Origin of the sequence: Sphingobacterium sp. UBA7625, from assembly GCF_002484085.1 — a bacterium.
GTDB classification, from domain to species: Bacteria; Bacteroidota; Bacteroidia; order Sphingobacteriales; family Sphingobacteriaceae; genus Sphingobacterium; species Sphingobacterium athyrii.
Window position 1 is genome coordinate 50,596 of the sequence record NZ_DLJD01000041.1, and the last position, 20,267, is coordinate 70,862.

The window sequence follows — 20,267 nt, forward strand, 5'->3', positions numbered from 1 at the left end:
CAATTTTATTCCTAAATATTTTGATATATTTGAATTGTATTACCGATTGTAAATTTAATATTCATGCTTATGTTTATTGAAAATAAACAACAAATGGATATGATCAGACAAAGTGCACGTGATTTTGCACAGCATCATATCAAACCTTATGTGATGGAATGGGACGAAGCCCAGATATTTCCAATAGAAGTTTTTAAAAAATTAGGTGAACATGGTTTCATGGGCGTTATCGTTCCCGAGGAATACGGAGGTTCGGGCCTGGGGTATCAGGAGTATATCACCGTGTTGGATGAAATCTCCAAAGTTTGTGGATCGATCGGACTTTCGGTTGCGGCACATAACTCCTTATGTACCAATCATATTTTGAGTTTTGCCAATGAAGACCAGAAGCGACGTTATCTTCCAAAGCTGGCTACAGCAGAATGGATCGGTGCCTGGGGACTTACGGAAACGGGGTCCGGTTCGGATGCCGGTGGGATGACCACCTTTGCTGAGCGGGATGGGGATTATTATGTGTTGAATGGTTCCAAGAATTTTATTACGCACGCCATTAGCTCGAGTGTTGCCGTTGTGATTGCACGTACGGGGGAAAAGGGCGATAAAAAGGGGATGTCTGCATTTATCGTTGAAAAAGACACTCCTGGCTTTACGGCAGGGAAAAAAGAGAATAAATTAGGCATGCGTGCTTCAGAAACGGCATGTCTGTTTTTTGACAACTGTAGAATACACCGCGATCAGCTGATTGGTGAGGAGGGGCAAGGATTTGTGCAGGCATTGAAACTTTTAGACGGTGGTAGGATCTCTATTGCGGCGCTTTCGCTGGGTATTGCCCGGGGAGCCTATGAATGTGCGCTAAAATATGCACATGAAAGAGAGCAATTTGGAAAGAAGATTTACGACTTTCAGGCCGTTTCATTTGCCTTGGCAGATATGGCTACTCAAGTGGAGGCCAGTGAACTACTGACCCGTCAGGCTGGTTATCTCAAAGATCATGGCGAACGTGTGTCTAAAATTGGTGCAATGGCCAAATTATATGCTTCGGAGGCAGCAGTAAGCGTTTCCAATGAAGCTGTGCAGATTTTTGGAGGGTATGGGTTTACGAAAGATTATCCCGCAGAGAAGTTCTTTCGCGATGCCAAACTCTGTACAATAGGAGAGGGGACTTCCAGCATTCAAAAGATGGTGATTGCCCGGGAAATTGAAAAAGATATTTAATTATACCGTATGAAAGATCAGGTTGTATTGGTCGATTGTCCGCGGGATGCTATACAGGGACTGCATAATTTTATTGCAACGGATAAGAAAATTAAACATATCAATAAGTTGATTGAGAGTGGTCTGTTTGATGTGATAGATTTTGGCTCCTTTGTTTCTCCGAAGGCAGTACCCCAGTTGGCTGACACCAAAGAAGTGCTGGCCGGAGTTAAAAAAGATGATCGCGTAAAGTTATTGGCAATAGTCGCCAACCTGAGGGGAGTTCAGGATGCCGTTCAGGAGGAAAAAATAGATTTGATAGGTTACCCATTTTCGATATCAGAAACCTTTCAGTTGCGGAATACGAATAAAGGACTGGAAGAATCTTATCAGCAATTGAAGGAAATGAAGGCATTGGCTGATGCCCATGGCAAGGTACTGGTCGTCTACATCAGTATGGCGTTTGGCAATCCATATAACGATCCTTGGTCTGCGGTACTGGTTGAGGAATGGATTGATAAGCTCTTGCAGTTTGGTATTACGGAATTCTCCTTGGCGGATACAACTTCTGAGGCGAATGCGGCACAGATTACCGATCTCTATGGTCTTGTTCGGACGCGATATCCGCAGTTAGCCATTGGCGCACATTTTCACGCAAAACGGGAAGATAGTCTTGCGAAGGTTCGTGCGGCCTATGATGCCGGTTGCCGTAAGTTTGAAGGTGCCCTATTAGGATATGGTGGATGCCCTTTTGCCAAAGATGACCTGGTTGGAAATATCCCTTCTGAAATTTTACTGGATCTTTTCGGTCGAGGTAGCCTGACCGAAAGAGCACGCTTGGAAGACAGTTTCAGACAAATGATCTTGTAGATAAATCATGGAAAAATTAAACTTCATAAAGGTACGTCGCGAACAGCATGTATTTATATTGATCCTTGCCCGACCAGAGAAAAGGAATGCCTTTAGTCCAACAATGGTCAGTGAGATTGCTTACGCCCTGGAAGTCGCTAACAGTGATCCAGAGGTTCGTTTGATACAGGTCGAAGCTGAGGGACCGGTATTTTGCGCAGGGATGGATTTAAAGGCATTCGAAGATCCTACGGTAGATATCGGAAATCCCGGTATTCCAAAAGTAGGGAAGTCGCTGGCCGAATTGTTTGCGCAGCTAAATAAGCCATCCATTTGTGTGGTTCGGGGTGACGTTATTGCGGGCGGATTTTTGATAGCACTGTCCTGTACGTATTTGTTTGCTACGCCAGATGTACGGTTTACACTGCCTGAAGTGAAGATTGGGCTTTTTCCATTTCAGGTGCTGGCTTTGCTGCTGGAATATATGCCCGAAAGGAGAGCAATGGACCTTTGTATCCGTGGGGGATCTTTCTCTGCCGCGGAAGCCTTGGAAAAGCAGTTGCTGTATGCAGTTTTGGAACCTGGGGAAGCTGAATTGGAAGCATTGAAAGACGCTATTGTAGCGAATGCACCCTTGGCTATTTCAAGGGGTTTTGAGGCACTTCGTCACTTGAAAAAAAATCCGCAGGCGGATAACTATGCCTTTCTGCTGGATGAGCTCGCCAAGCTTCGCGAGACAGCCGATTTCCAGGAAGGAATGGCAGCAATGCGCGATAAACGAAAAGGGCATTGGAAGAATAGCTAATCAAAACGAACGGAAGCTTGGTCTGCTGGTCAACGGGGAAAATTCCCAGGGGATAGAACTCAGGGCAATCAGTAAAGCAAGGCCAAACCAGATTAATAGTATTTTAAAACGTCGATCATCCGTATCGGCGTTTTTGCTTTTTAGACTACCGATGAGTAGAAATATGCCAGCGAGAAGCATCATACTGCTATGCTCCATTCCAAAAAAACGAATCTGTCTCAAGTGTACGGCTGTGTTAAAATGAGTCAGAAAATACTGTGTGATCGGACTTAATATGTAGAGTATGATACCCAATAATGCTTGTGTATAAAACGTGAAAATAACCGAATTTTTTAGGAGATTATCGGTAGGAGTGAAGCTACGCTTGTTCTTTTTTTGATAAGTAAAACGTAGTAAACTGCTTATAAAAATAATCAAAACAATCCATCGCCAGGTGGAATGCAGTGCCAAAATGAAAGGGTAAATCGAAGTCATCACATGGCAAAGATGCGTATAAAATGAAAAAAATCACATCAGTAGTCCGAATTTAACCGCGGCAAATAGATCGGTCTGAGAAATAAAGCGTGTGTCCGGTGTTAACATTGGTCGAAGAAATAGGAAGTAAATAAGATAGATGTATGGTGATTTTTATGTTTATATAATCTTTTTATTTGTTTGATTTTTAATTTGTTAAATTTTAATGGTATCTCCTATTAACTTAAGGTTAATGTTGTTTTTTGGCTTACAAATGTATTTTTTGTATTTGAAAATTGAACTGTTCGACTCAAAATTCCTATTGAATATCTCAAATTGGAATTAAGGAGACAAGGTTGAGGTGTTTGCGGCTGTTTTACGTGCTTTTTAAGCGTTTTAAGCTGTTTTTAGTACGCATGTGGGTGTTTTGCTGAAAAAAATACGAACGCTTTCTACGGGGTTTATATGAGTTTTTTTCGATGAATGCACTTTAGCTCGTAAGCCAAATCAAGTGTGATTATTCTATTTTTTTCATTATGAATTTCGCAATGTTAATATTTAATACATTATTATTCATTGTTTTAAATTGTTTTATATAAAGTGTTTGTTTTGTTTTTTCTTCGTGAGTTTGGGTTTTATAGGAAGTACGCCATCGATCCCCTTAAACTTTGAAAGCGTTATTTTTTTTAAAATAATTTTTGGAAACTTGGGAAATTAGTATCTATATTAGTGTATTAATTAAATAATACAGTGGTATGATTACTATCCAAAATCTAAATTTCAGTTATAGTAAATCCAGACCGCTCTTTCTCCATATGGATCTCACATTGGAGCAGGGGCATATTTACGGATTACTTGGAAAGAATGGGGCGGGCAAGTCTACTTTGCTTAAGAACATGGCCGGTCTGGTGTTTCCTGTTTCGGGGCATGTCGAGGTCTTGGGGCATAACCCAAATCGACGGGAACCTTCGCTGTTGCGGGAGATCAGTTTTATTCCCGAGGAGTTTTATTTGCCCGCAGTAAAGTCAGAACAATTTTTAAAAGCCAATGCTGGTTTTTATCCAAATTTTGACCGAGAATATTTTTATCGCCTGATCAATGAGTTTGAAATTCCGGTGGAACAAAAATTGGCGGAGATGAGCTATGGCCAAAAGAAAAAATACATTATTTCCTTTGGTTTGGCTTCCAATACGAAAATCATTATCATGGATGAGCCCACAAATGGTCTGGATATTCCCTCTAAAGCACAATTTCGTAAAATTATGGCTTCGGCTATCACGGACGACCGTTGTGTAATTATCTCGACCCATCAGGTGCGTGATCTGGATAACTTGATTGATGCGGTCATTTTGCTTGATGAGCATAAGGTTGCGTTGAATGCACCCATTAACCTGATTACTGATAAACTCTGTTTCAAAAAGATGAAAGAGCTGTCTTTTGATGTGCTCCATGCGGAAGAAGCGCTTGGAGGTTTCAATGCGATTCTTCCAAATACACTGGGGGAGGATTCCAAACTGGATCTGGAGTTGCTGTTCAATGCCGTTTTGGTGCAGAAGGAAAAAATTACAAAACTTATTAAAGTCGATGAATATGTCAAACCTATTTAATACAGCCCGTTTTTTTGCACTGATCCGCAGGCAATGGATCGGTTTTGGACGAATTTATCTGATGGCAATAGGGGTGATAGCAGGCATTATATTTTGTTTTTATGCGTTCAATATCGGTGCAAATTATAATGACATAAAAAATGAATCTGTCCAAGTTTATTCGGTGTTGAACTTTAGATCACCGTTGTTTTGTGTTTTAGGGACGTTTTTTGTGACCGTAATCTCGAGTAGCTATTTTGCGGATCTCGGAAGCAAGACAAAAGCAATTTTTGAATTGATGATACCGGCCTCCCGACTGGAAAAATTTCTGGTGGGGATTTTCTATACGGTGGTCGTTAGCATCAGTTCTTACTTATTGATCTATTACCTGATCGATTTGGCCTTTGTCTCTTATTTACGTGGCTTTGGCCCAGCTATAAGAACCGAGGTAAATTCGCTTGGTGAGCAGGTTACCGTGGAATTTTGGTCATATTTTTTTAGTATGGATTACCCAAGAGGAGTTTTTTATTTATGTTTTTTACCATTCTTGTTGAATGGGGTATTTTTACTGGGTGGTATTGTCTTTAAGAATTATCAATATATCAAAACAGCCATCTCACTCGTTCTTTACTGCGTGATCTGGATATGCTTTTTTGTGTACCTGATGAAAACGCAAACGGAGAACACCGTGCAGCGTATGGATGATAATTATTGGTCAGATGTCTATCACATTTTTGGTTTAATCACCGCTGCAGGAATAGTGCTCACAGTGATATTCTGGGGGCTTGCCTTTTTAAGGCTAAAAGAGAAGGAGATTTAATATGGAATTTAATGCCAACAAAGCGATTTATCTACAAATTGCGGAATATGTATGTGATCATATTTTAATGGAGACCTGGAAAACGAATGACAAGGTGCCATCCGTACGGGAACTGGCCGTTCAGCTGGAGGTGAACCCAAATACCGTTATGCGGACATACGATCTACTGCAGCAGAAGGAGATTATCGCGAATAAACGCGGGATCGGTTTCTTCCTGACCGAAGATTCTGTCAAGAACGTTAAATCTTACCGGAAGACCATTTTTTTGGAAGAGGATCTTCCACCTTTCTTTCGGAATATCTATTTATTGGAAATTGGTCTAAGTGAATTGGAGCAACGTTACAGACAGTTTGTTGAACAGAATTTTAATCAAAATGAATCATGAAATTAAGTACTAAATTATTGATAGGGCTCGCAATAATCCTTTTTGCCGTTCCAACATTGGTGGCCTCTTATATTGTCAGGACCAATCGGATAGATACAAACGTCTATCATGCGGAGATGGACAAAGAAGTGTCAAGTGCAGATGCAAAGGATGTTTATTTTCGATCCTTCCCAGTCGGGAAATTTGACAAGCTTCAGCTACTCGGTGCGGATGCGAAGGGGATAAATCTGTACCTGGTAAAAAGCGATAAGTTTCTGGTAAAGATCAATAAGAACCAGGCTGATTTTGTAAAGGCAAAGGTGGATGGAGACGGTTTCCTTTCCCTGGATTTTTTGGAGGGCGGTGATCGATATTACAAATCTGTTTATGTTTTTGCGCCGGATCTGAGCCTATTAAAATTGCAAAATACCGGTGTGAATGAATTCTCGGCGAAGCTGGATAAAATTACTATTGTCGGTGATAGTATTGAAAGTCTTTCATTAAGCGGAGAAACTGCGATAAATACGCTTAATTTGATTTTGACAAACTCGCATATCGAAGATTTTGGATACCGCGATGACAAAAATACGGCTCCTGTCAATCATTTATTCGTTGAGGCAACGAATACGATGCTGGGATTGCCACGTGTTGATTACAAGACAGCACATATTTTTGCTAAGAATTCGGAGATCTATTTCAATAGAAAGGGTGATAAATCCAAAGTTGATGTGTTGGATATCAAGACGGAAGGGGTATCTTCTGTTCGGCTGGATAGCTTGCAGTGGAACACATTGCAAGGAAATCTATCAAACGATACGAAAATAGATTTGCCCGTGCATGCGCTACGGGGTCTGATCAAATAGCAAGATTTTCTAATTTTGTTGTAGGTATCTGGTAAAAAAGGTCAACATTCTCACGGAGGGAATGTTGACCTTTTTTGTATTAACGATTATGGGGTGATGCTCGGTACAACTTGTTGGTCACTTGTGACACCGGGGGGCAGTTCGATGAGTTTGAAATTACGAAAGTGAATCTCTGATCCTTCAGATTCGAGACAGAGGTAGCCTTTTTTAATGGTTGAATTACGTAGGCCATTGACAAATTTTCCATTGACCGCTAATTTAATGGTGCCATCAATACATACAATGGTGTATTTGTTCCATTCGCCTTTTCCCTTAGCTCTATTTTCAATGGACTTGCTGCGTGTGCCTCTGGGATTGTCCGGAACTGTTGTGACACCGCCTACGCCAAAAAGCTCGCCATGTACATAGGCGATCGGTGCCTGTTTTCCATCCATAAGGTTTTGATTTACCCAATCTAATTCGAGCATTTGTACTTCGACGCCTCCGGGAAGTCTACCCGACGGGTCGGGTTTTGCGTCTGACCAGACGAAAATTCCTGAATTACCGCCCGCATACTGATGGTTCCATTCAACCTCAATCATAAAGTTTTCATACTGCTTTGTGGAGCGTACAACACCTATTGGTTTTCCTTTGCAGATGAGCAGATCTTTCTTGATAAGCCAAGTGTCCGGATCCGTATTGACATTGATCCAATGTATTGTTTTTGAGTTTTTCTTATTTGATATCCAATCTTCCCATTGGATTTCCTGACCAAAATCGAATAAGGTTTTGGTTTGCGCTATGAGGTTGCTATTGTTAAGCAATAAGATGCTGAAAATAGTATAAATGAGTCTTTTCATCAGGTTTTATTACTTAACTAAATTTCGTCTTCCCCGGAATGGCAATTGGCGGACCATCGACATTGAGTTCCCAATTATAGGAGGCTAATTCAGGACCAAGGTTTTCTTTTGAATTCATTACTTGGTCAAAAGTCAAATTTTGGCCTGTATAGCCGGCCATTCGCGCCCATATCGCCAAGAGGGTGCTGTTGCTCATCCATTCGCCATCGTTGATTGGTTTGTTACTTCGTATTGACGCAAACAACTCATCATGTTGTGTCTGGTACATGTTGTTTTTTGTGCCGGTGTAGTCCCAGCCTACTTTCCCGGATATGGTATGCTTTCCGCCGATCACGACTTCAGCGACACCATCGGTTCCGAGCATACTTACCGAGTTCCTTGGCGTGGTTCCGGCTTGTTGTCGACAGAAGTGCGTTCCGATTGCTCCATTTGCATATTTAAATTCAATGGCAAAATGATCATAGATATTTCCATACTTTGGATCTATGCGGACTTGTCGGCCTCCTGTACCCATTGCGGAGATGGGCATGACATCGCCCATGGCCCAAGACATCATGTCTAGACTATGTACCGCCTGTTCTACAATAAAATCACCCGAAAGCCAGTTGTAATAAAACCAATTTCTCATTTGCTGTGTCATTTTATTCCATTCCGGACGAGGTTCGATATAAGTTGCTTCGCCACCGTACCGAAATGTGCTGACTGATTTTACCTGGCCTATCGCTCCTTCCAGTACCTTGGTAAATGTAGCCCGGTTTGGGAGGTCGTAACGGAAGCAAAAACCAGAGACAAGCGATAAATTTAATTCCTTAGCTTTTTTTACCGACTGTTGGACGCTGTGTAATCCGGGGATATCGACCGCCATCGGTTTTTCACAGAAGATGTGTTTTTTTGCTTGAACGGCAGCTTTTAAATGAAGTGGTCTAAATGCTGGGGGCGAGGTTAGCAAGACGACATCCACATCACTATTGATGACTTTTTCGTATGCGTCGAATCCCAAAAATTTGTTTCCTTTGTCTATTTTTACCTGTTTCGGACGGACTTCCATTAAAGCAGCGTAAGATTCATCCATGCGATCCTGAAAAACATCTGCCATTGCAGTAATCTGGCAGTTCGGGTCAGCCTGTAAAGCTTGTATGGCTGCACCGGTACCCCTGCCGCCACAGCCTATTAATCCTACTTTAATAACCTGATCTTTGGATTGATCCGTAAAAGATAGCAGGGTAGAGGTCGGTAGTGAAGTTCCGAGCGCAATAATACTGGATTTTTTCAGGAAGGACCTTCTTGAATTGTGTTCTGGGTGGTTATCCGAATGAAGTGACATTTTTATATTTTATGGTTATGAATATAATTATAATAAGATAAAGTGTTTGTTACAAGACTGTTTTATGCAATTGATGTAAAAATCTTGTTATTTATTCCCGGGATGCAGAGGTTGATTTTCGGTGTTCTATTTGGCAGTCCAAAAAATAAGTCTCAAACTCAAAATAATTTTTTTTGTTTCTTTTTTTCAGCATTTCCAGTAGCAGTTCCACTGATTTATCAGCCATGAGACGTGTGGGCTGAGTAATCGTTGTCAAAGACGGGTTCAGGCTATTCGCAAAGGGCGTGTTGCTGAATCCGATTAAATTCATGTTTTCAGGAATCTTTACCTTAAGTTTATTTAAAATATGTAAGACCTTTAATGATAGCGTGTCGGTGGTAGATAGAAGTGCGTCTGGAGGGACTGGGCTGCTTAATAAAGCGCTTATTTTTCGTTCGAGTTCCGCATCAATATCATCTTTAGGGCTTGAATAGGATATTTCAACAATATTATCTTCGTTGTAGGGAATAGAGCTGTTAAAAAGGGCATCTTTGTAGCCTTTAATTCTAGTGGCATTTCCTCCGATATCTTTACAGAGTAACAGAATAATGTTTTTGCGACCGTTTTTTATCATTTCCGCCGTGGCCTGATAAATCACTTTGTTATTCTGTATACCGATCTTAAAGGTATCAAGTTGGTGATTTATTCGGTCAAATATAATGATCGGACATATTTGGTCCATGATGTACATTAACAACGATAGGCTGGAATCATTTTTTACAGGAGAAATAATGATACCATCAATATTATTCTGCACACAGAGTTCCAATGCTTCTTTTTCCTTTTTCTCGTCGTTGAAGGTCTGTAATAAAATTAATTGGTAATTTGTTTGTGATAAGATAAGTGAGATTTCTTCATAAAAATCAAAGAAGAATGAGCTGGAAATAAAAGGGACAATAATAGCCAAGGTATTTGAACGTCCTGTTTTCAGGCTTTTGGCAGAAAAGTTTGGTATATAGTTAATCTTTTTGGTGTAAGCTAGAATCATTCTTTTTGTTTCCGCACTGATTTCATGACTATCGTTAAGGGCCTTGGAAATGGTGCCCGGTGAAAGGTTTAATTGCTTTCCAATCTCTTTTAAGGTGACTCTTTTCATGTTCTCTTTCCTCTCCGTTTCTTATAATCGTTCCCGCTCCATTCACTACGGAATAGAGATCGAATTGTTTTTATGCATGCTGCTTAGCAGGTCTAATTGTATTCAGATGATGAATTATTAAATTATAAAGATAAGATAAAAAAAATATTTCTGGGGCAATTCAAACCCGGGGAATAAGAAAATTAGTCACAAATGTGTAGTTCACAATCATTAGGAATCTCAAAGAATTGATAAAAAACTTCCATACCACTGAAATACTGAACGGATACAAACATTCGACATCGAGCGCGAAAAATTAGCTATACAATTCGATCGAGATTTGAACAAAGCACTTGACAAAAAAAATGTAAAGGTAAAATCAGAAAAGATTTTGGTTTGAAATCTCCAAAGGATTTAATTTCATTTGGAGATTTTATTTGTTATAAAGCGTCCGTAGAAGCTATAATTTGGTAAGGGAGATAAGCTTGGAAAACGCCCTATAATCGCCCGATTCTGCTAACTGGCTTAGAGAAATAATAAGCTATTTTTCAATTAGGCCATTATTGTAAAAGTATATTGTGAAAGATCTATTCCAGATACACGAATAACAGCCTGCCTGATATTTTGTCTGGTTGTCAGCAAAGAAGCAGTATCACCATTTTTAGATTGTTCCTTAGCGGCGTATGTAAAAAATATGGCCATATAGGACAGTATTTCTCTTACTGCTGTTAATAAAGCAAGGGAAAGCGGTATCCTACCGAAGTAATTCTCCTGGAATGATATTATCGCTAAGCATATTTCGTTTATCGGTTACGTATTCGAATTCTCCATTCATTCTTTTGAGATCAAAAGCAACGGATATACGCTAATCATTTGTATAAATGATATCAACGATGGTGTTTCCTTGAAGATATTTGGTCAAATGCTGAGAACGATTGATCAAATGTTGAGAACGTTTTGTTCATCTCTCCTCAGCAACGGTAAGTGTTTGCTTACCATTAAAATAGCGCTTTAATTGGGTTTAGGTCCATATTTTCTTCTGATTTTGGCTGTTGGGTGTCAAAATTGGCAACAAAAAGTTCTGTTCTGCCGAAAAGTTGGCCGATTATCCCCCCGTGTTTATAACTCTCATTTTGTAGATTTGAGCCCGTTTAAACAAGAAAAGCCAATCTTGCGATTAGCTTTTCCTCTGTGATCCCGCTGGGATTCGAACCCAGGACCCATACATTAAAAGTGTATTGCTCTACCAGCTGAGCTACGGAATCCTTTCTGTTTTTGAAAGTGATGCAAAGGTAGAATTTCTTTCGATATGCTCCAAATAATTGGGTCTAAAATTTGGTTAACCGACGTTAACTGTCTAGTAAATAAAAAGATTATTTTTTCTAGATGCTTTTCTTTGCATGGATTATCCGGTTGGCACCGTTGATGTCTTTGATGAGCTGGACTTGCCGGAAGCCCTTTTTCTCGATGAGATCCTTGGTTTCAGGTCCCAAATATTGATTAATTTCAAAATAAAGGTCTCCGTTTGGTGCCAAATGTTTTAAGGCAAAGGATGAAATGACATCATAAAAGATCAGTGGTGCACTCTCCTCAATAAATAAAGCGAGTTCTGGTTCATAGGCCAATACATTTTGCTGCATTTGCTGTTTTTCATTTGGTGTGATATAAGGCGGGTTCGAAACGATAATATCGTATTGCTGATCTGAAAAGACGAAATCCCATTCTAAAATATCAGCATTGATGAAATGAACGGGTTCTCCCAAGCTTTGCGCATTTTTTTTGGCGGTATGGATCGCTTCTTTAGAGATATCTACCGTAGTTACCTGTGCCTGATTTAAGTATTTTGATAATATAATTGGGATGCAACCTGAGCCAGTGCCGATATCAATCACCTTTAGATGCGATGAAGCCGCATGTGTTTTTATTATCAGATCAACGAGTTCCTCCGTCTCCTGTCTCGGGATCAGAACCGATTCATTCACCTCGAAAAACTCACCGTAAAAATCTGCTTTATTTAAAATATATTGGATCGGTCTGCTTTTTTTGAGATCATGAAGAATCCTCTGGAAATGAGCAGCCTCGTTTTCAGAAACAATAATATCCTTTTTAAAAGGATATGCTATTCTTTTTATACCCAATAATTCTTCGATCACAAGTAGAAATATGGATTTTATTTCGTCACTGTCATATATGGACTTTAATTCATGCTGAAACGATAATTCGAAATCTTGAAGTATTCTCATGTTTCAAAGGTACGATTTTCATAGATTTGCATTATGAATATGCACAGGCAATATATGCAACGCTGTTTGGATCTTGCTCAGCTAGGAGCAGGGTCTGTAAGTCCAAACCCCATGGTGGGTGCAGTTATCGTTCATGATGACAAAATTATAGGAGAGGGGTACACTTCTCCTTACGGAGGTCCTCATGCTGAAGTTAATGCTGTAAGCCAGGTGCTGGAGCGGTATGGTGATACAGCAAAGAAATTACTGGCTGAAAGTACATTTTATGTCAGTCTTGAGCCTTGTGCACACTATGGTAAAACACCTCCGTGCGCCAATATGATCGCCAATTTAAAACCATCGAAGGTTTTTGTAGCTTGTCTGGATCCCTATGCAAAGGTCAATGGTAAAGGTGTTGAAATACTGAGAGCGGCAGGTATTGAGGTTGAAATTGGGCTTTTGGAGAAGGAAGCAATCTGGCTCAACCGCCGTTTTTTTACACGAATCGGCCAGCACCGACCGTATGTTATTTTAAAATGGGCACAATCTAAGGATGGATTGATAGGTCAGCAGGATAAGCAGGTGTGGATCAGTAACGCCGCTAGCCAGCAACTGACTCATCGTTGGCGCGCAGAAGAGGATGCAATTTTAGTCGGAACCCATACTGCTCAACTGGATAATCCTAGTTTGACTGTTCGGCATTGGAAAGGTAAAAATCCAATCCGTGTGTTGATAGATCGGGATCTGGTCATTTCTCCTGAAGCTAAGATTTTTGATGAAAAAGCCGATACCATTGTGTTTAATGCAAAAAAAACAGATTGGCAAGGACATATTAAACATATTGAACTTGAAAATTATGGCCTGTATTTACCACAAAGTATCCTTTATCAATTGTACCTGATGGATGTACAGTCCATTATCATTGAAGGGGGAGCGAAGACTTTACAAACATTTATTGACGCTGGTCTTTGGGATGAAGCGCGTGTGTTTCAATCGGAGAAGGAATTGCATCGTGGTATTTCCGCCCCAAAGTTGAATGGACGGATTTTGGAAAAACGGATGATTTCCAGTGATTTGCTGATGGTTTATGTGAAATAGTGCAGATAAAATTGTATATTTAAGAAATTATAAATCATAGCCGGTTAGCTTAATTTCTTAGTATACAATTATGGTGATGACAGAAAACTTAATGCAGTTTATCTGGAAACTACGGCTATTCAATACAATAGGATTGCGGTCCACGGACGGAGAGCCGTTGATTTTGATGAACTTTGGTCAGCATAACCTGAATGCAGGACCTGATTTTTTAATGTCTCATATCTTACTCGGAGACAAAGAATGGTATGGAAATATTGAGCTCCATATTCGTTCATCAGATTGGGATCGGCACCATCATCGGGATGATGCAGCTTATAATAATGTTATACTTCATGTTGTCTGGGTAAATGATAAAGTCATATACCGGAGTGATGGGACTGTTATCCCAACGATGTTGCTTTCGGCGTACGTAAATCAGCATTTGCTCGATCAGTATTCGACAATGATGAATACGACAAACTGGATTCCTTGTCAGTCGCAGCTCAGTTCAGTTGATGTACTAAAGAAGACAATGTGGTTGGGTGCATTATCTTATGAGCGCCTGGAGATGAAAGTTCAGACGATCTTTAGTCTATTGGCTGATAATGACAATGATTGGGAAAAGGTATTTTGGATCTGGATGTGTAGGTGTATGGGACTGAAAGTGAATGCAGAGGCATTTCATGAACTCGGAGAAAAACTTCCTATATCGTTATTGAAAAAATATCGTTCGGATACCTTGAAAATCGAAGCAATTTTTTTTGGAGCAGCTGGTTTCTTGTCCGGTAAAGAGGAGGATGAACATGTTAAGTTGCTCTATCATGAGTTTGTCTATCAACAGCTTGCTCATGGCATTGAGGTCATGAGCGGTGTGTGGAAAAAGCTGCGAATGCGACCTTATAATTTTCCTGAACTTCGGATAGCGCAGTTGGTAGCCTTATTTACAGATAAGTCATTAAGTTTTTCAATGATTTTGGATCTGGAAAATTTAGAGGATGCACGTTCTTTGTTTCGTATTGAACAGTTAAGCGAGTACTGGAAATCTCGTGTTTTGCCTAGAGGTAAGGGGCGTATGGCGCATGCTGGAAGAATAGGGAAAGATACCATTGATATTCTCATTGTTAATGTTGTGGTGCTATTTCTTTTTGCTTATGGCAAATATTATGGGATAGAGCGGTATATTGACAAAGCCATTGATTTTTTGGAAATGCTTCCTGTTGAGAAAAATGCGATCATAAAACGGTTTGGAGAATTTGACTGGCATGCCGAAAACGCGGCCCAAAGTCAGGCGATATTGCAATTGAAGAACATGTACTGCGATAAGAGACAGTGCCTTCTTTGTCGGATTGGTGCCGAAATTTTGCGAAGTGGTTAATTCGCGAGTATTTCGGCGATTTCCTTATATCCTTTTTCCAAAGCGAAGTCCGCTGGACTGAATCCTGCGAGGTTGAAGATTTTTGTATCGGCACCAAATTCGAGCAAGACAACAATGAAGTCAATATTCCCGTGTTGCGCCGCAAAATGTAATGCAGTCTCACCTGTAGCCTGAATCGCATTGACATCGGCATCGGCTTCAATGAGCATTTTACCGATTTCCTCATTATTATTTGAAGCTGCAATATGTAGGGGGGAGCAGAGTTGTTCGTTTCTGCTGGCTATATTAGGATTTACCTTTTTGGACAACAATAGACGGACAATGTCAACTCTGTTGAAATAGGTTGCCAGTAACAAAGGTGTAAAACCATGGGAAGACCACTCATTGACAACCGATGGAGCCTGTTGGATAATCGCCTCCACGTATGCTGTTAATCCCGCTGCACAGGCCTCGTGGATGGTCATTGTTTTGGTATGTTGAAGAAGTATCCGGATAATTTGCGGTTTATTGTAGTAACATGCCAATAACAACGGTGAAATTCCATGACTGGTCGTCTCTTGTAATAATTCAGGGTTTCCAATCAATAGCAGGTCGATGTCGTGACTTTTGCCTTCTTCAATATATTGTTCTAAAACAGAAAGGTTCATTTTCAAATCTAATTGCATAACTCTCCTACTAAAATAGGTTTTATTAATGAAAATAACTGTTTGAGTAGCGAATTTATTTGCGAAATCAGGCTGTCATAAAATCCTGAAAAATTGCAAGGGATATAAATCGGGACAATAATTTGGATGAGATCAGGGCTAAAAAAGGTATTTTGTTAAAATTTATATACACAAATGTGTAGTAATTCATATAATATTTTTGAAAATTAAAAAGTAGATGTACTTTTGTTAAGCCCCTCCCAAGGGCATGTTTTTCATAGGTAGATGTAGGGTCGGGTGTTTCTCACTTCGACCCTTTTTTTATAGCTTTGTTTTTATATTTAAAAGAAATGTCCAAAAGAAAGATTGTTGTTGCTATTACGGGAGCAAGTGGCTCTATATATGCGAAGTTACTGCTGGAAAAATTGAATTCGCTAAAATCTCAGTTAACTGAGGTGGGTATTGTGATGTCAAATAATGCGAAGGATGTATGGCGGGCTGAATTGGGGGATGAGAGTTACCAGGACGTACCTTTCAAATTCTACGATAAAAATGACTTTTTTGCCCCTTTTGCATCGGGTTCGGCGCGTTTTGATACCATGATTGTCTGCCCCTGTTCTATGGGGACCTTGTCCAGGATAGCCTATGGGATTTCTTCAGATCTTACTACCCGTGCGGCGGACGTTATGTTAAAGGAACGAAGGAAGCTTATTTTAGTTACACGTGAGACACCATTAAGTATTATTCATATTCAGAACATGAAACTGGTTACGGAAGCAGGCGGAATCATTTGTCCGGCTTCTCCGTCTTTCTATAGCTTACCAAAAACTTTGGAGGAGTTGGCTGAGACTGTGGTCGATCGGATTTTGAGTTTAGCCGGATTTGATTTTAAGCATTATCAATGGGGAGAAAATTCCTAATGAATGTTCACTGAAATCTATTTTTAGTGTTCTATAATAAAATTGTATTTTGTAACTTTGTTTCTCGAAATGAAGCAATCAAAAGCATCACGCGAAAAATCTGTTTATGGCTATACAATTTATAGTGATAAATTCGTTTTTTGTTTGTTGCTAGAGAACACGCTACATGCTTCAACAGACAATTTGTATCCTATTAATTTCAATCACATTCATATATGAAAAGCTTATTGATTACTTCTGTTAAAGTAATTTTACCGGGTAACGAATACCATCAGCAGACTGTTGATGTACTTATCGAAAAGGGGAAGATTGCACAGATTGGAAATATCATCAAAGTAGCTGATAAAAACGTAGAGACCATCGATGGAACAGGTAAGATTTTATCGCCTGGATTTTTCGATTTACATGCCAATTTTGGGGAACCGGGTTTAGAGACCAAAGAAGATATCCGGACGGGAACGGCTGCTGCCGCTGCCGGCGGTTTCACTGCCGTGGCCGTAATGCCCAATACTGAGCCTGCTATCCAAAGCCGGTCCGAAGTGGCACTCGTGGTCAATGCCGCAAAGGGAAATATTGTCGATATACATCCCATTGGCGCAATTAGTAAGAAGCGTGAAGGTAAGGAAATGGCCGAACTCTATGATATGAAACAGAATGGTGCTGTTGCTTTCAGTGATGGAAATAGGGGCGTGCAACAAGCTGGACTGATGAGTAGAGCTTTGTTGTATGCAAAAGGATTTGAAGGACTGATTTTTTCGCATGCCGAAGATGAGTCCATGGCGGGTGGCAATAAAATGAATGAGGGTGCAATGAGCACTTATTTGGGAATGAAAGGAATTCCTAATCTTGCAGAATCCTTGATGGTCTCCCGTGATCTATATCTCGCGGAATATACGGAAGCCCCGATCCACTTTGCGTCGATCAGTACGCCCGAAGCCGTAGATCTAATTAAAAAAGCGAAAGCTAAAGGCCTTCGGGTTACTTGTGACGTGGCAGCACATCAATTGGTATTTACAGATGAGGATATCATTGGTTTTGACAGTAACTATAAAGTGAGCCCGCCATTGCGAACCAAAGCTGATGCGAAAGCGCTGATAAAAGGTTTAAAGGATGGTGTCATAGACGCAGTGGTTTCACAGCATACTCCACAGGAAATAGAATTTAAAAATGTGGAATTTCATATTGCAAAAAATGGTATTATAGGATTGCAAACTGTATTACCTTTGTTAATTCGTGCCGGATTAAACGAGGAGCAAATTGTACACAGCCTAGCTGTTAGACCAAGACAAATTCTTGGCCTAGCAGTCCCGCAAATTAAAGCAGGCGCTATGGCGAACCTTGTGTTGTTTGCCCCTGCGAAATCCTGGAATTTCGATGAAAAGACAAATAAATCCAAATCAAAAAATTCCCCATTATTCGGACAGACATTAAAAGGGGCTGTCGAATTGGTCATCAATAATAATCAAATCATTAAAAACGATTAAACCATGGAAGCAAACATAAAAGCTGCTGTTGAAGCAGGTATTTTAAATTATGGAAAAGTTGACGGGATTGAAACGGCCCCAGAATTTCTGACGAAAATCATTCAAGTATTCAATACTGAAGCTACCTATCTGGAGAAATTGGAACTTCTGGATCAGTCTTTTGACGATTATCCTTTGTTTGATGAACTTCGTGAAGTCTATGTTGACTTACTATTGATGAATTTCTTTTCTAATGATGTGCTCAAGCTGGAAGATGACTACCTGGATTCTGAAGAATGGGAAGCTATTGAAGACGAGACCATAGATCGTGGAACTGAATTATTGAATATTTTTCTATATTTAGGTGAATGTAAAGATGACGAGATTGAACCCGAATTGGATGATTTCTTAAAAGAGTTTTTATTGGTTGATGAAGATGAGTTTCAGGATGAACATGAAATCTATGAAGATATCATTGCAAATCAGATTCTAGTGGATAGCCCGTATGCCGAAATAGCCAAAGTCGCCAAGGGAGTTAATCCTCGAAGTGAGGTATATGAACTGTTCTATCCCATAATGAGTTTCTTTAGTGAGTTAAAACCAAATGATCAACAATTTGAAGAATACGCTGCGGTATCGAACAATAAAGCATTTGATTTGGCTCTTTATAAGGTTCTTAGCACTTATTATAATAAATAATTATGACAGATTCAATTAACCCCAGCAATGCCGGATTTGATGCGGTAATTGACAAGAAAAAGAGTATTATCTACGGCGTCGTTCTGGGCGTGATTTCTTTTGTTTTAGGCTTGGGCATTATGAATATTGTGCCGAGGCTAGATTCCTTTTGGTCAGTTATGGCTCTGGAGTTTGTTGTCAATACAGGTGTCTTTGCGATTATCTCTGCGGTGTTTGCTTTCGCTTTAAGAAAAGCAAACGGCGGTTACTGGAGCTTTTCAATAGCATTGAAAACGATATTTTTGATGCTGGCTATTTCGACTATTATTTCAACCATTGGAACACAGATATATGTTAATTTTGTTAATACAGAATTGCAGGAAAAAGTGTTAACGCATACCATTAATCTGACCATTGAGTATATGGAAAAGAATAATATTCCAGATAACGTGATTGATTCAAGGGTAGCCGAGCTGGAAAAACAAGTCGAAGCCATTGGAAAGATAACCTTGGGTCAGATCTTTAAAGGCTTGGCCATTACATTGTTGTTTCAATTTGTATTTGCATTGCTATTGTCTGCGCTTTCAAAAAAAGAAAAACCAGTATTCGCTCAGCCTGTCAAGTAGATTTTTATAAAATAAAATATAGTGCATAAGGTATTGCTGAGAAAAGTAATACCTTTGTTTGTATTAAAATAGTACATTTTTAGCATGATTAACATTCACATGGATATTTCTGTTGTTGTTCCATTATTTAATGAAGAAGAATCTTTGCCCGAATTGACGGCCTGGATTGACCGGGTTATGACGGCTAATCACTTCTCTTACGAAATTATTTTGGTCGATGATGGGAGCAAGGATAATTCCTGGAAGATCATTGAAGAATTGAAAGTACAAAATGGCAATATTTCAGCCATTAAATTCAGACGTAACTATGGTAAATCCGCTGCTTTAAATGTTGGATTTGCAGCAGCCCAGGGCGATGTGGTCATCACCATGGATGCGGACTTGCAGGATAGCCCCGATGAAATTCCGGAGTTATACGACCGAATTATGAATAAGGGAGCCGATCTGGTCTCGGGTTGGAAACAAAAGCGGTATGATCCATTGACAAAGACAATTCCGACCAAACTATTCAATGGGGTGACCAGATCAATGTCAGGTATTCATAATCTACATGATTTCAACTGCGGTCTCAAAGCTTATAAGAAAGAAGTAGTTAAGAATATCGAAGTTTACGGCGAAATGCACCGCTATATTCCCGTTATTGCAAAATGGGCAGGATTTACGAATATTCAGGAACAAATTGTTCAACATTATCCACGTAAATACGGTACAACAAAATTTGGACCGGGACGCTTTGTTAAAGGTTTTTTAGACTTGCTGTCGATATTCTTTGTCGGAAAATTTGCCAAACGGCCGATGCATTTTTTTGGCGTTATGGGGGTTATAAGTTTCCTCGCAGGTTTATTTATTTCAATCTATTTGATCTGCCACAAATTGATGAGTATAGCTAGTGGTACACCCTTTAGGGATATAACCGATCAGCCATTATTTTTCTTTGCGCTGACGGCGATCATTTTAGGTACCCAATTGTTTTTGACAGGATTTTTGGCCGAGCTGGTTTCGAGAAGTAGTTCGGACCGGAATGAGTATCAAATCGAAAAAGTCATTTAAT

21 protein-coding genes and 1 tRNA gene are annotated in these 20,267 nt (G+C 39.8%); 14 read left to right on the forward strand and 8 right to left on the reverse strand.

Annotated features, from left to right (window positions below; translation table 11 throughout):
• Positions 1 to 69 precede the first annotated feature (69 nt).
• The 3 genes from B4G94_RS17705 to B4G94_RS17715 are packed head-to-tail and all read left to right on the forward strand — an operon-like array spanning position 70 to position 2,848.
• Positions 70 to 1,215 (forward strand): acyl-CoA dehydrogenase family protein, encoded by a 1,146-nt coding sequence (locus tag B4G94_RS17705; RefSeq protein ID WP_108632300.1) that lies wholly within the window; start codon positions 70 to 72, stop codon positions 1,213 to 1,215.
• Positions 1,216 to 1,224: 9 nt separating this feature from the next.
• Positions 1,225 to 2,064: a hydroxymethylglutaryl-CoA lyase gene (locus tag B4G94_RS17710; RefSeq protein ID WP_286860549.1), complete on the forward strand. Its 840-nt coding sequence runs from the start codon at positions 1,225 to 1,227 to the stop codon at positions 2,062 to 2,064.
• A gap of 7 nt (positions 2,065 to 2,071) precedes the next feature.
• The gene (locus B4G94_RS17715; protein ID WP_286860551.1) at positions 2,072 to 2,848 is read left to right on the forward strand and encodes an enoyl-CoA hydratase/isomerase family protein; all 777 of its coding nucleotides are present in this window, start codon (positions 2,072 to 2,074) and stop codon (positions 2,846 to 2,848) included.
• Here the strand turns inward: B4G94_RS17715 and B4G94_RS17720 are convergent, their stop codons facing one another.
• Entirely contained in the window at positions 2,849 to 3,325 is a 477-nt protein-coding gene (locus tag B4G94_RS17720; RefSeq protein ID WP_219929295.1) for a hypothetical protein, read from the reverse strand.
• Between the two features lie 731 nt (positions 3,326 to 4,056).
• On the opposite strand from B4G94_RS17720, the gene B4G94_RS17725 reads away from it, so the two are divergent.
• The 4 genes from B4G94_RS17725 to B4G94_RS17740 are packed head-to-tail and all read left to right on the forward strand — an operon-like array spanning position 4,057 to position 6,934.
• Positions 4,057 to 4,908, forward strand: coding sequence for an ATP-binding cassette domain-containing protein (locus tag B4G94_RS17725; protein WP_286860554.1), 852 nt, complete (start codon positions 4,057 to 4,059; stop codon positions 4,906 to 4,908).
• The gene (locus tag B4G94_RS17730) at positions 4,892 to 5,707 is read left to right on the forward strand and encodes a hypothetical protein (RefSeq protein ID WP_286860557.1); all 816 of its coding nucleotides are present in this window, start codon (positions 4,892 to 4,894) and stop codon (positions 5,705 to 5,707) included. Before B4G94_RS17725 ends, B4G94_RS17730 begins: the two co-directional genes overlap by 17 nt.
• 1 nt (position 5,708) lies before the next feature.
• Positions 5,709 to 6,092 (forward strand): GntR family transcriptional regulator, encoded by a 384-nt coding sequence (locus B4G94_RS17735; RefSeq protein WP_286860560.1) that lies wholly within the window; start codon positions 5,709 to 5,711, stop codon positions 6,090 to 6,092.
• A complete protein-coding gene (locus B4G94_RS17740) occupies positions 6,089 to 6,934 on the forward strand; it encodes a hypothetical protein (RefSeq protein WP_286860562.1) in 846 nt (281 codons plus the stop codon). Before B4G94_RS17735 ends, B4G94_RS17740 begins: the two co-directional genes overlap by 4 nt.
• A gap of 86 nt (positions 6,935 to 7,020) precedes the next feature.
• On the opposite strand, the gene B4G94_RS17745 is transcribed toward B4G94_RS17740, so the two are convergent.
• The 6 genes from B4G94_RS17745 to prmC form a co-directional block, all read right to left on the reverse strand.
• Positions 7,021 to 7,773: a 3-keto-disaccharide hydrolase gene (locus B4G94_RS17745; protein ID WP_286860565.1), complete on the reverse strand. Its 753-nt coding sequence runs from the start codon at positions 7,771 to 7,773 to the stop codon at positions 7,021 to 7,023.
• Positions 7,774 to 7,786: 13 nt separating this feature from the next.
• The gene (locus tag B4G94_RS17750) at positions 7,787 to 9,097 is read right to left on the reverse strand and encodes a Gfo/Idh/MocA family protein (protein ID WP_286860568.1); all 1,311 of its coding nucleotides are present in this window, start codon (positions 9,095 to 9,097) and stop codon (positions 7,787 to 7,789) included.
• 91 nt (positions 9,098 to 9,188) lie between these two features.
• Positions 9,189 to 10,232, reverse strand: coding sequence for a LacI family DNA-binding transcriptional regulator (locus B4G94_RS17755; protein ID WP_165306307.1), 1,044 nt, complete (start codon positions 10,230 to 10,232; stop codon positions 9,189 to 9,191).
• 531 nt (positions 10,233 to 10,763) lie between these two features.
• On the reverse strand, positions 10,764 to 10,913 hold the full coding sequence (locus B4G94_RS17760; protein WP_286860572.1) for a hypothetical protein: 150 nt from the start codon (positions 10,911 to 10,913) through the stop codon (positions 10,764 to 10,766).
• Between the two features lie 490 nt (positions 10,914 to 11,403).
• Positions 11,404 to 11,476: transfer RNA gene (locus B4G94_RS17765), tRNA-Lys, on the reverse strand.
• A 117-nt stretch (positions 11,477 to 11,593) separates the two neighbouring features.
• Entirely contained in the window at positions 11,594 to 12,454 is an 861-nt protein-coding gene (prmC, locus tag B4G94_RS17770) for a peptide chain release factor N(5)-glutamine methyltransferase (protein WP_286860574.1), read from the reverse strand.
• Positions 12,455 to 12,487: 33 nt separating this feature from the next.
• Here prmC and ribD point away from each other — a divergent pair, with 33 nt between their 5' ends.
• On the forward strand, positions 12,488 to 13,531 hold the full coding sequence (gene ribD, locus B4G94_RS17775; RefSeq protein WP_286860577.1) for a bifunctional diaminohydroxyphosphoribosylaminopyrimidine deaminase/5-amino-6-(5-phosphoribosylamino)uracil reductase RibD: 1,044 nt from the start codon (positions 12,488 to 12,490) through the stop codon (positions 13,529 to 13,531).
• A 76-nt stretch (positions 13,532 to 13,607) separates the two neighbouring features.
• On the forward strand, positions 13,608 to 14,885 hold the full coding sequence (locus B4G94_RS17780) for a DUF2851 family protein (RefSeq protein ID WP_286860580.1): 1,278 nt from the start codon (positions 13,608 to 13,610) through the stop codon (positions 14,883 to 14,885).
• Here B4G94_RS17780 and B4G94_RS17785 read toward each other — a convergent pair.
• A complete protein-coding gene (locus B4G94_RS17785) occupies positions 14,882 to 15,550 on the reverse strand; it encodes an ankyrin repeat domain-containing protein (RefSeq protein WP_241254970.1) in 669 nt (222 codons plus the stop codon). The genes B4G94_RS17780 and B4G94_RS17785 overlap by 4 nt on opposite strands.
• A gap of 329 nt (positions 15,551 to 15,879) precedes the next feature.
• Here B4G94_RS17785 and B4G94_RS17790 point away from each other — a divergent pair, with 329 nt between their 5' ends.
• The 5 genes from B4G94_RS17790 to B4G94_RS17810 all read left to right on the forward strand — a co-directional run bounded on the left by B4G94_RS17790 (position 15,880) and on the right by B4G94_RS17810 (position 20,266).
• A complete protein-coding gene (locus B4G94_RS17790; protein ID WP_108632281.1) occupies positions 15,880 to 16,449 on the forward strand; it encodes a UbiX family flavin prenyltransferase in 570 nt (189 codons plus the stop codon).
• Between the two features lie 215 nt (positions 16,450 to 16,664).
• A complete protein-coding gene (locus tag B4G94_RS17795) occupies positions 16,665 to 17,933 on the forward strand; it encodes a dihydroorotase (RefSeq protein WP_286860585.1) in 1,269 nt (422 codons plus the stop codon).
• A gap of 3 nt (positions 17,934 to 17,936) precedes the next feature.
• Positions 17,937 to 18,611 (forward strand): hypothetical protein, encoded by a 675-nt coding sequence (locus B4G94_RS17800; protein WP_108632279.1) that lies wholly within the window; start codon positions 17,937 to 17,939, stop codon positions 18,609 to 18,611.
• 2 nt (positions 18,612 to 18,613) lie between these two features.
• A complete protein-coding gene (locus B4G94_RS17805) occupies positions 18,614 to 19,216 on the forward strand; it encodes a DUF4199 domain-containing protein (protein ID WP_108632278.1) in 603 nt (200 codons plus the stop codon).
• A gap of 99 nt (positions 19,217 to 19,315) precedes the next feature.
• Positions 19,316 to 20,266 (forward strand): glycosyltransferase family 2 protein, encoded by a 951-nt coding sequence (locus tag B4G94_RS17810; protein ID WP_108632277.1) that lies wholly within the window; start codon positions 19,316 to 19,318, stop codon positions 20,264 to 20,266.
• Position 20,267: the final 1 nt, after the last annotated feature.

Bases quoted from the DNA above. Each gene is read 5' to 3' on its own strand.
- B4G94_RS17795 (WP_286860585.1), top strand. From the start codon at position 16,665: ATGAAAAGCTTATTGATTACTTCTGTTAAAGTAATTTTACCGGGTAAC.
- B4G94_RS17750 (WP_286860568.1), bottom strand. From the start codon at position 9,097: ATGTCACTTCATTCGGATAACCACCCAGAACACAATTCAAGAAGGTCC.
- B4G94_RS17740 (WP_286860562.1), top strand. From the start codon at position 6,089: ATGAAATTAAGTACTAAATTATTGATAGGGCTCGCAATAATCCTTTTT.
- B4G94_RS17805 (WP_108632278.1), top strand. From the start codon at position 18,614: ATGACAGATTCAATTAACCCCAGCAATGCCGGATTTGATGCGGTAATT.
- B4G94_RS17710 (WP_286860549.1), top strand. From the start codon at position 1,225: ATGAAAGATCAGGTTGTATTGGTCGATTGTCCGCGGGATGCTATACAG.
- ribD (WP_286860577.1), top strand. From the start codon at position 12,488: ATGAATATGCACAGGCAATATATGCAACGCTGTTTGGATCTTGCTCAG.
- B4G94_RS17755 (WP_165306307.1), bottom strand. From the start codon at position 10,232: ATGAAAAGAGTCACCTTAAAAGAGATTGGAAAGCAATTAAACCTTTCA.
- B4G94_RS17735 (WP_286860560.1), top strand. From the start codon at position 5,709: ATGGAATTTAATGCCAACAAAGCGATTTATCTACAAATTGCGGAATAT.
- B4G94_RS17730 (WP_286860557.1), top strand. From the start codon at position 4,892: ATGTCAAACCTATTTAATACAGCCCGTTTTTTTGCACTGATCCGCAGG.
- B4G94_RS17785 (WP_241254970.1), bottom strand. From the start codon at position 15,550: ATGCAATTAGATTTGAAAATGAACCTTTCTGTTTTAGAACAATATATT.
- B4G94_RS17745 (WP_286860565.1), bottom strand. From the start codon at position 7,773: ATGAAAAGACTCATTTATACTATTTTCAGCATCTTATTGCTTAACAAT.
- prmC (WP_286860574.1), bottom strand. From the start codon at position 12,454: ATGAGAATACTTCAAGATTTCGAATTATCGTTTCAGCATGAATTAAAG.
- B4G94_RS17790 (WP_108632281.1), top strand. From the start codon at position 15,880: ATGTCCAAAAGAAAGATTGTTGTTGCTATTACGGGAGCAAGTGGCTCT.
- B4G94_RS17705 (WP_108632300.1), top strand. From the start codon at position 70: ATGTTTATTGAAAATAAACAACAAATGGATATGATCAGACAAAGTGCA.
- B4G94_RS17725 (WP_286860554.1), top strand. From the start codon at position 4,057: ATGATTACTATCCAAAATCTAAATTTCAGTTATAGTAAATCCAGACCG.
- B4G94_RS17715 (WP_286860551.1), top strand. From the start codon at position 2,072: ATGGAAAAATTAAACTTCATAAAGGTACGTCGCGAACAGCATGTATTT.
- B4G94_RS17760 (WP_286860572.1), bottom strand. From the start codon at position 10,913: ATGGCCATATTTTTTACATACGCCGCTAAGGAACAATCTAAAAATGGT.
- B4G94_RS17810 (WP_108632277.1), top strand. From the start codon at position 19,316: ATGGATATTTCTGTTGTTGTTCCATTATTTAATGAAGAAGAATCTTTG.
- B4G94_RS17800 (WP_108632279.1), top strand. From the start codon at position 17,937: ATGGAAGCAAACATAAAAGCTGCTGTTGAAGCAGGTATTTTAAATTAT.
- B4G94_RS17780 (WP_286860580.1), top strand. From the start codon at position 13,608: ATGACAGAAAACTTAATGCAGTTTATCTGGAAACTACGGCTATTCAAT.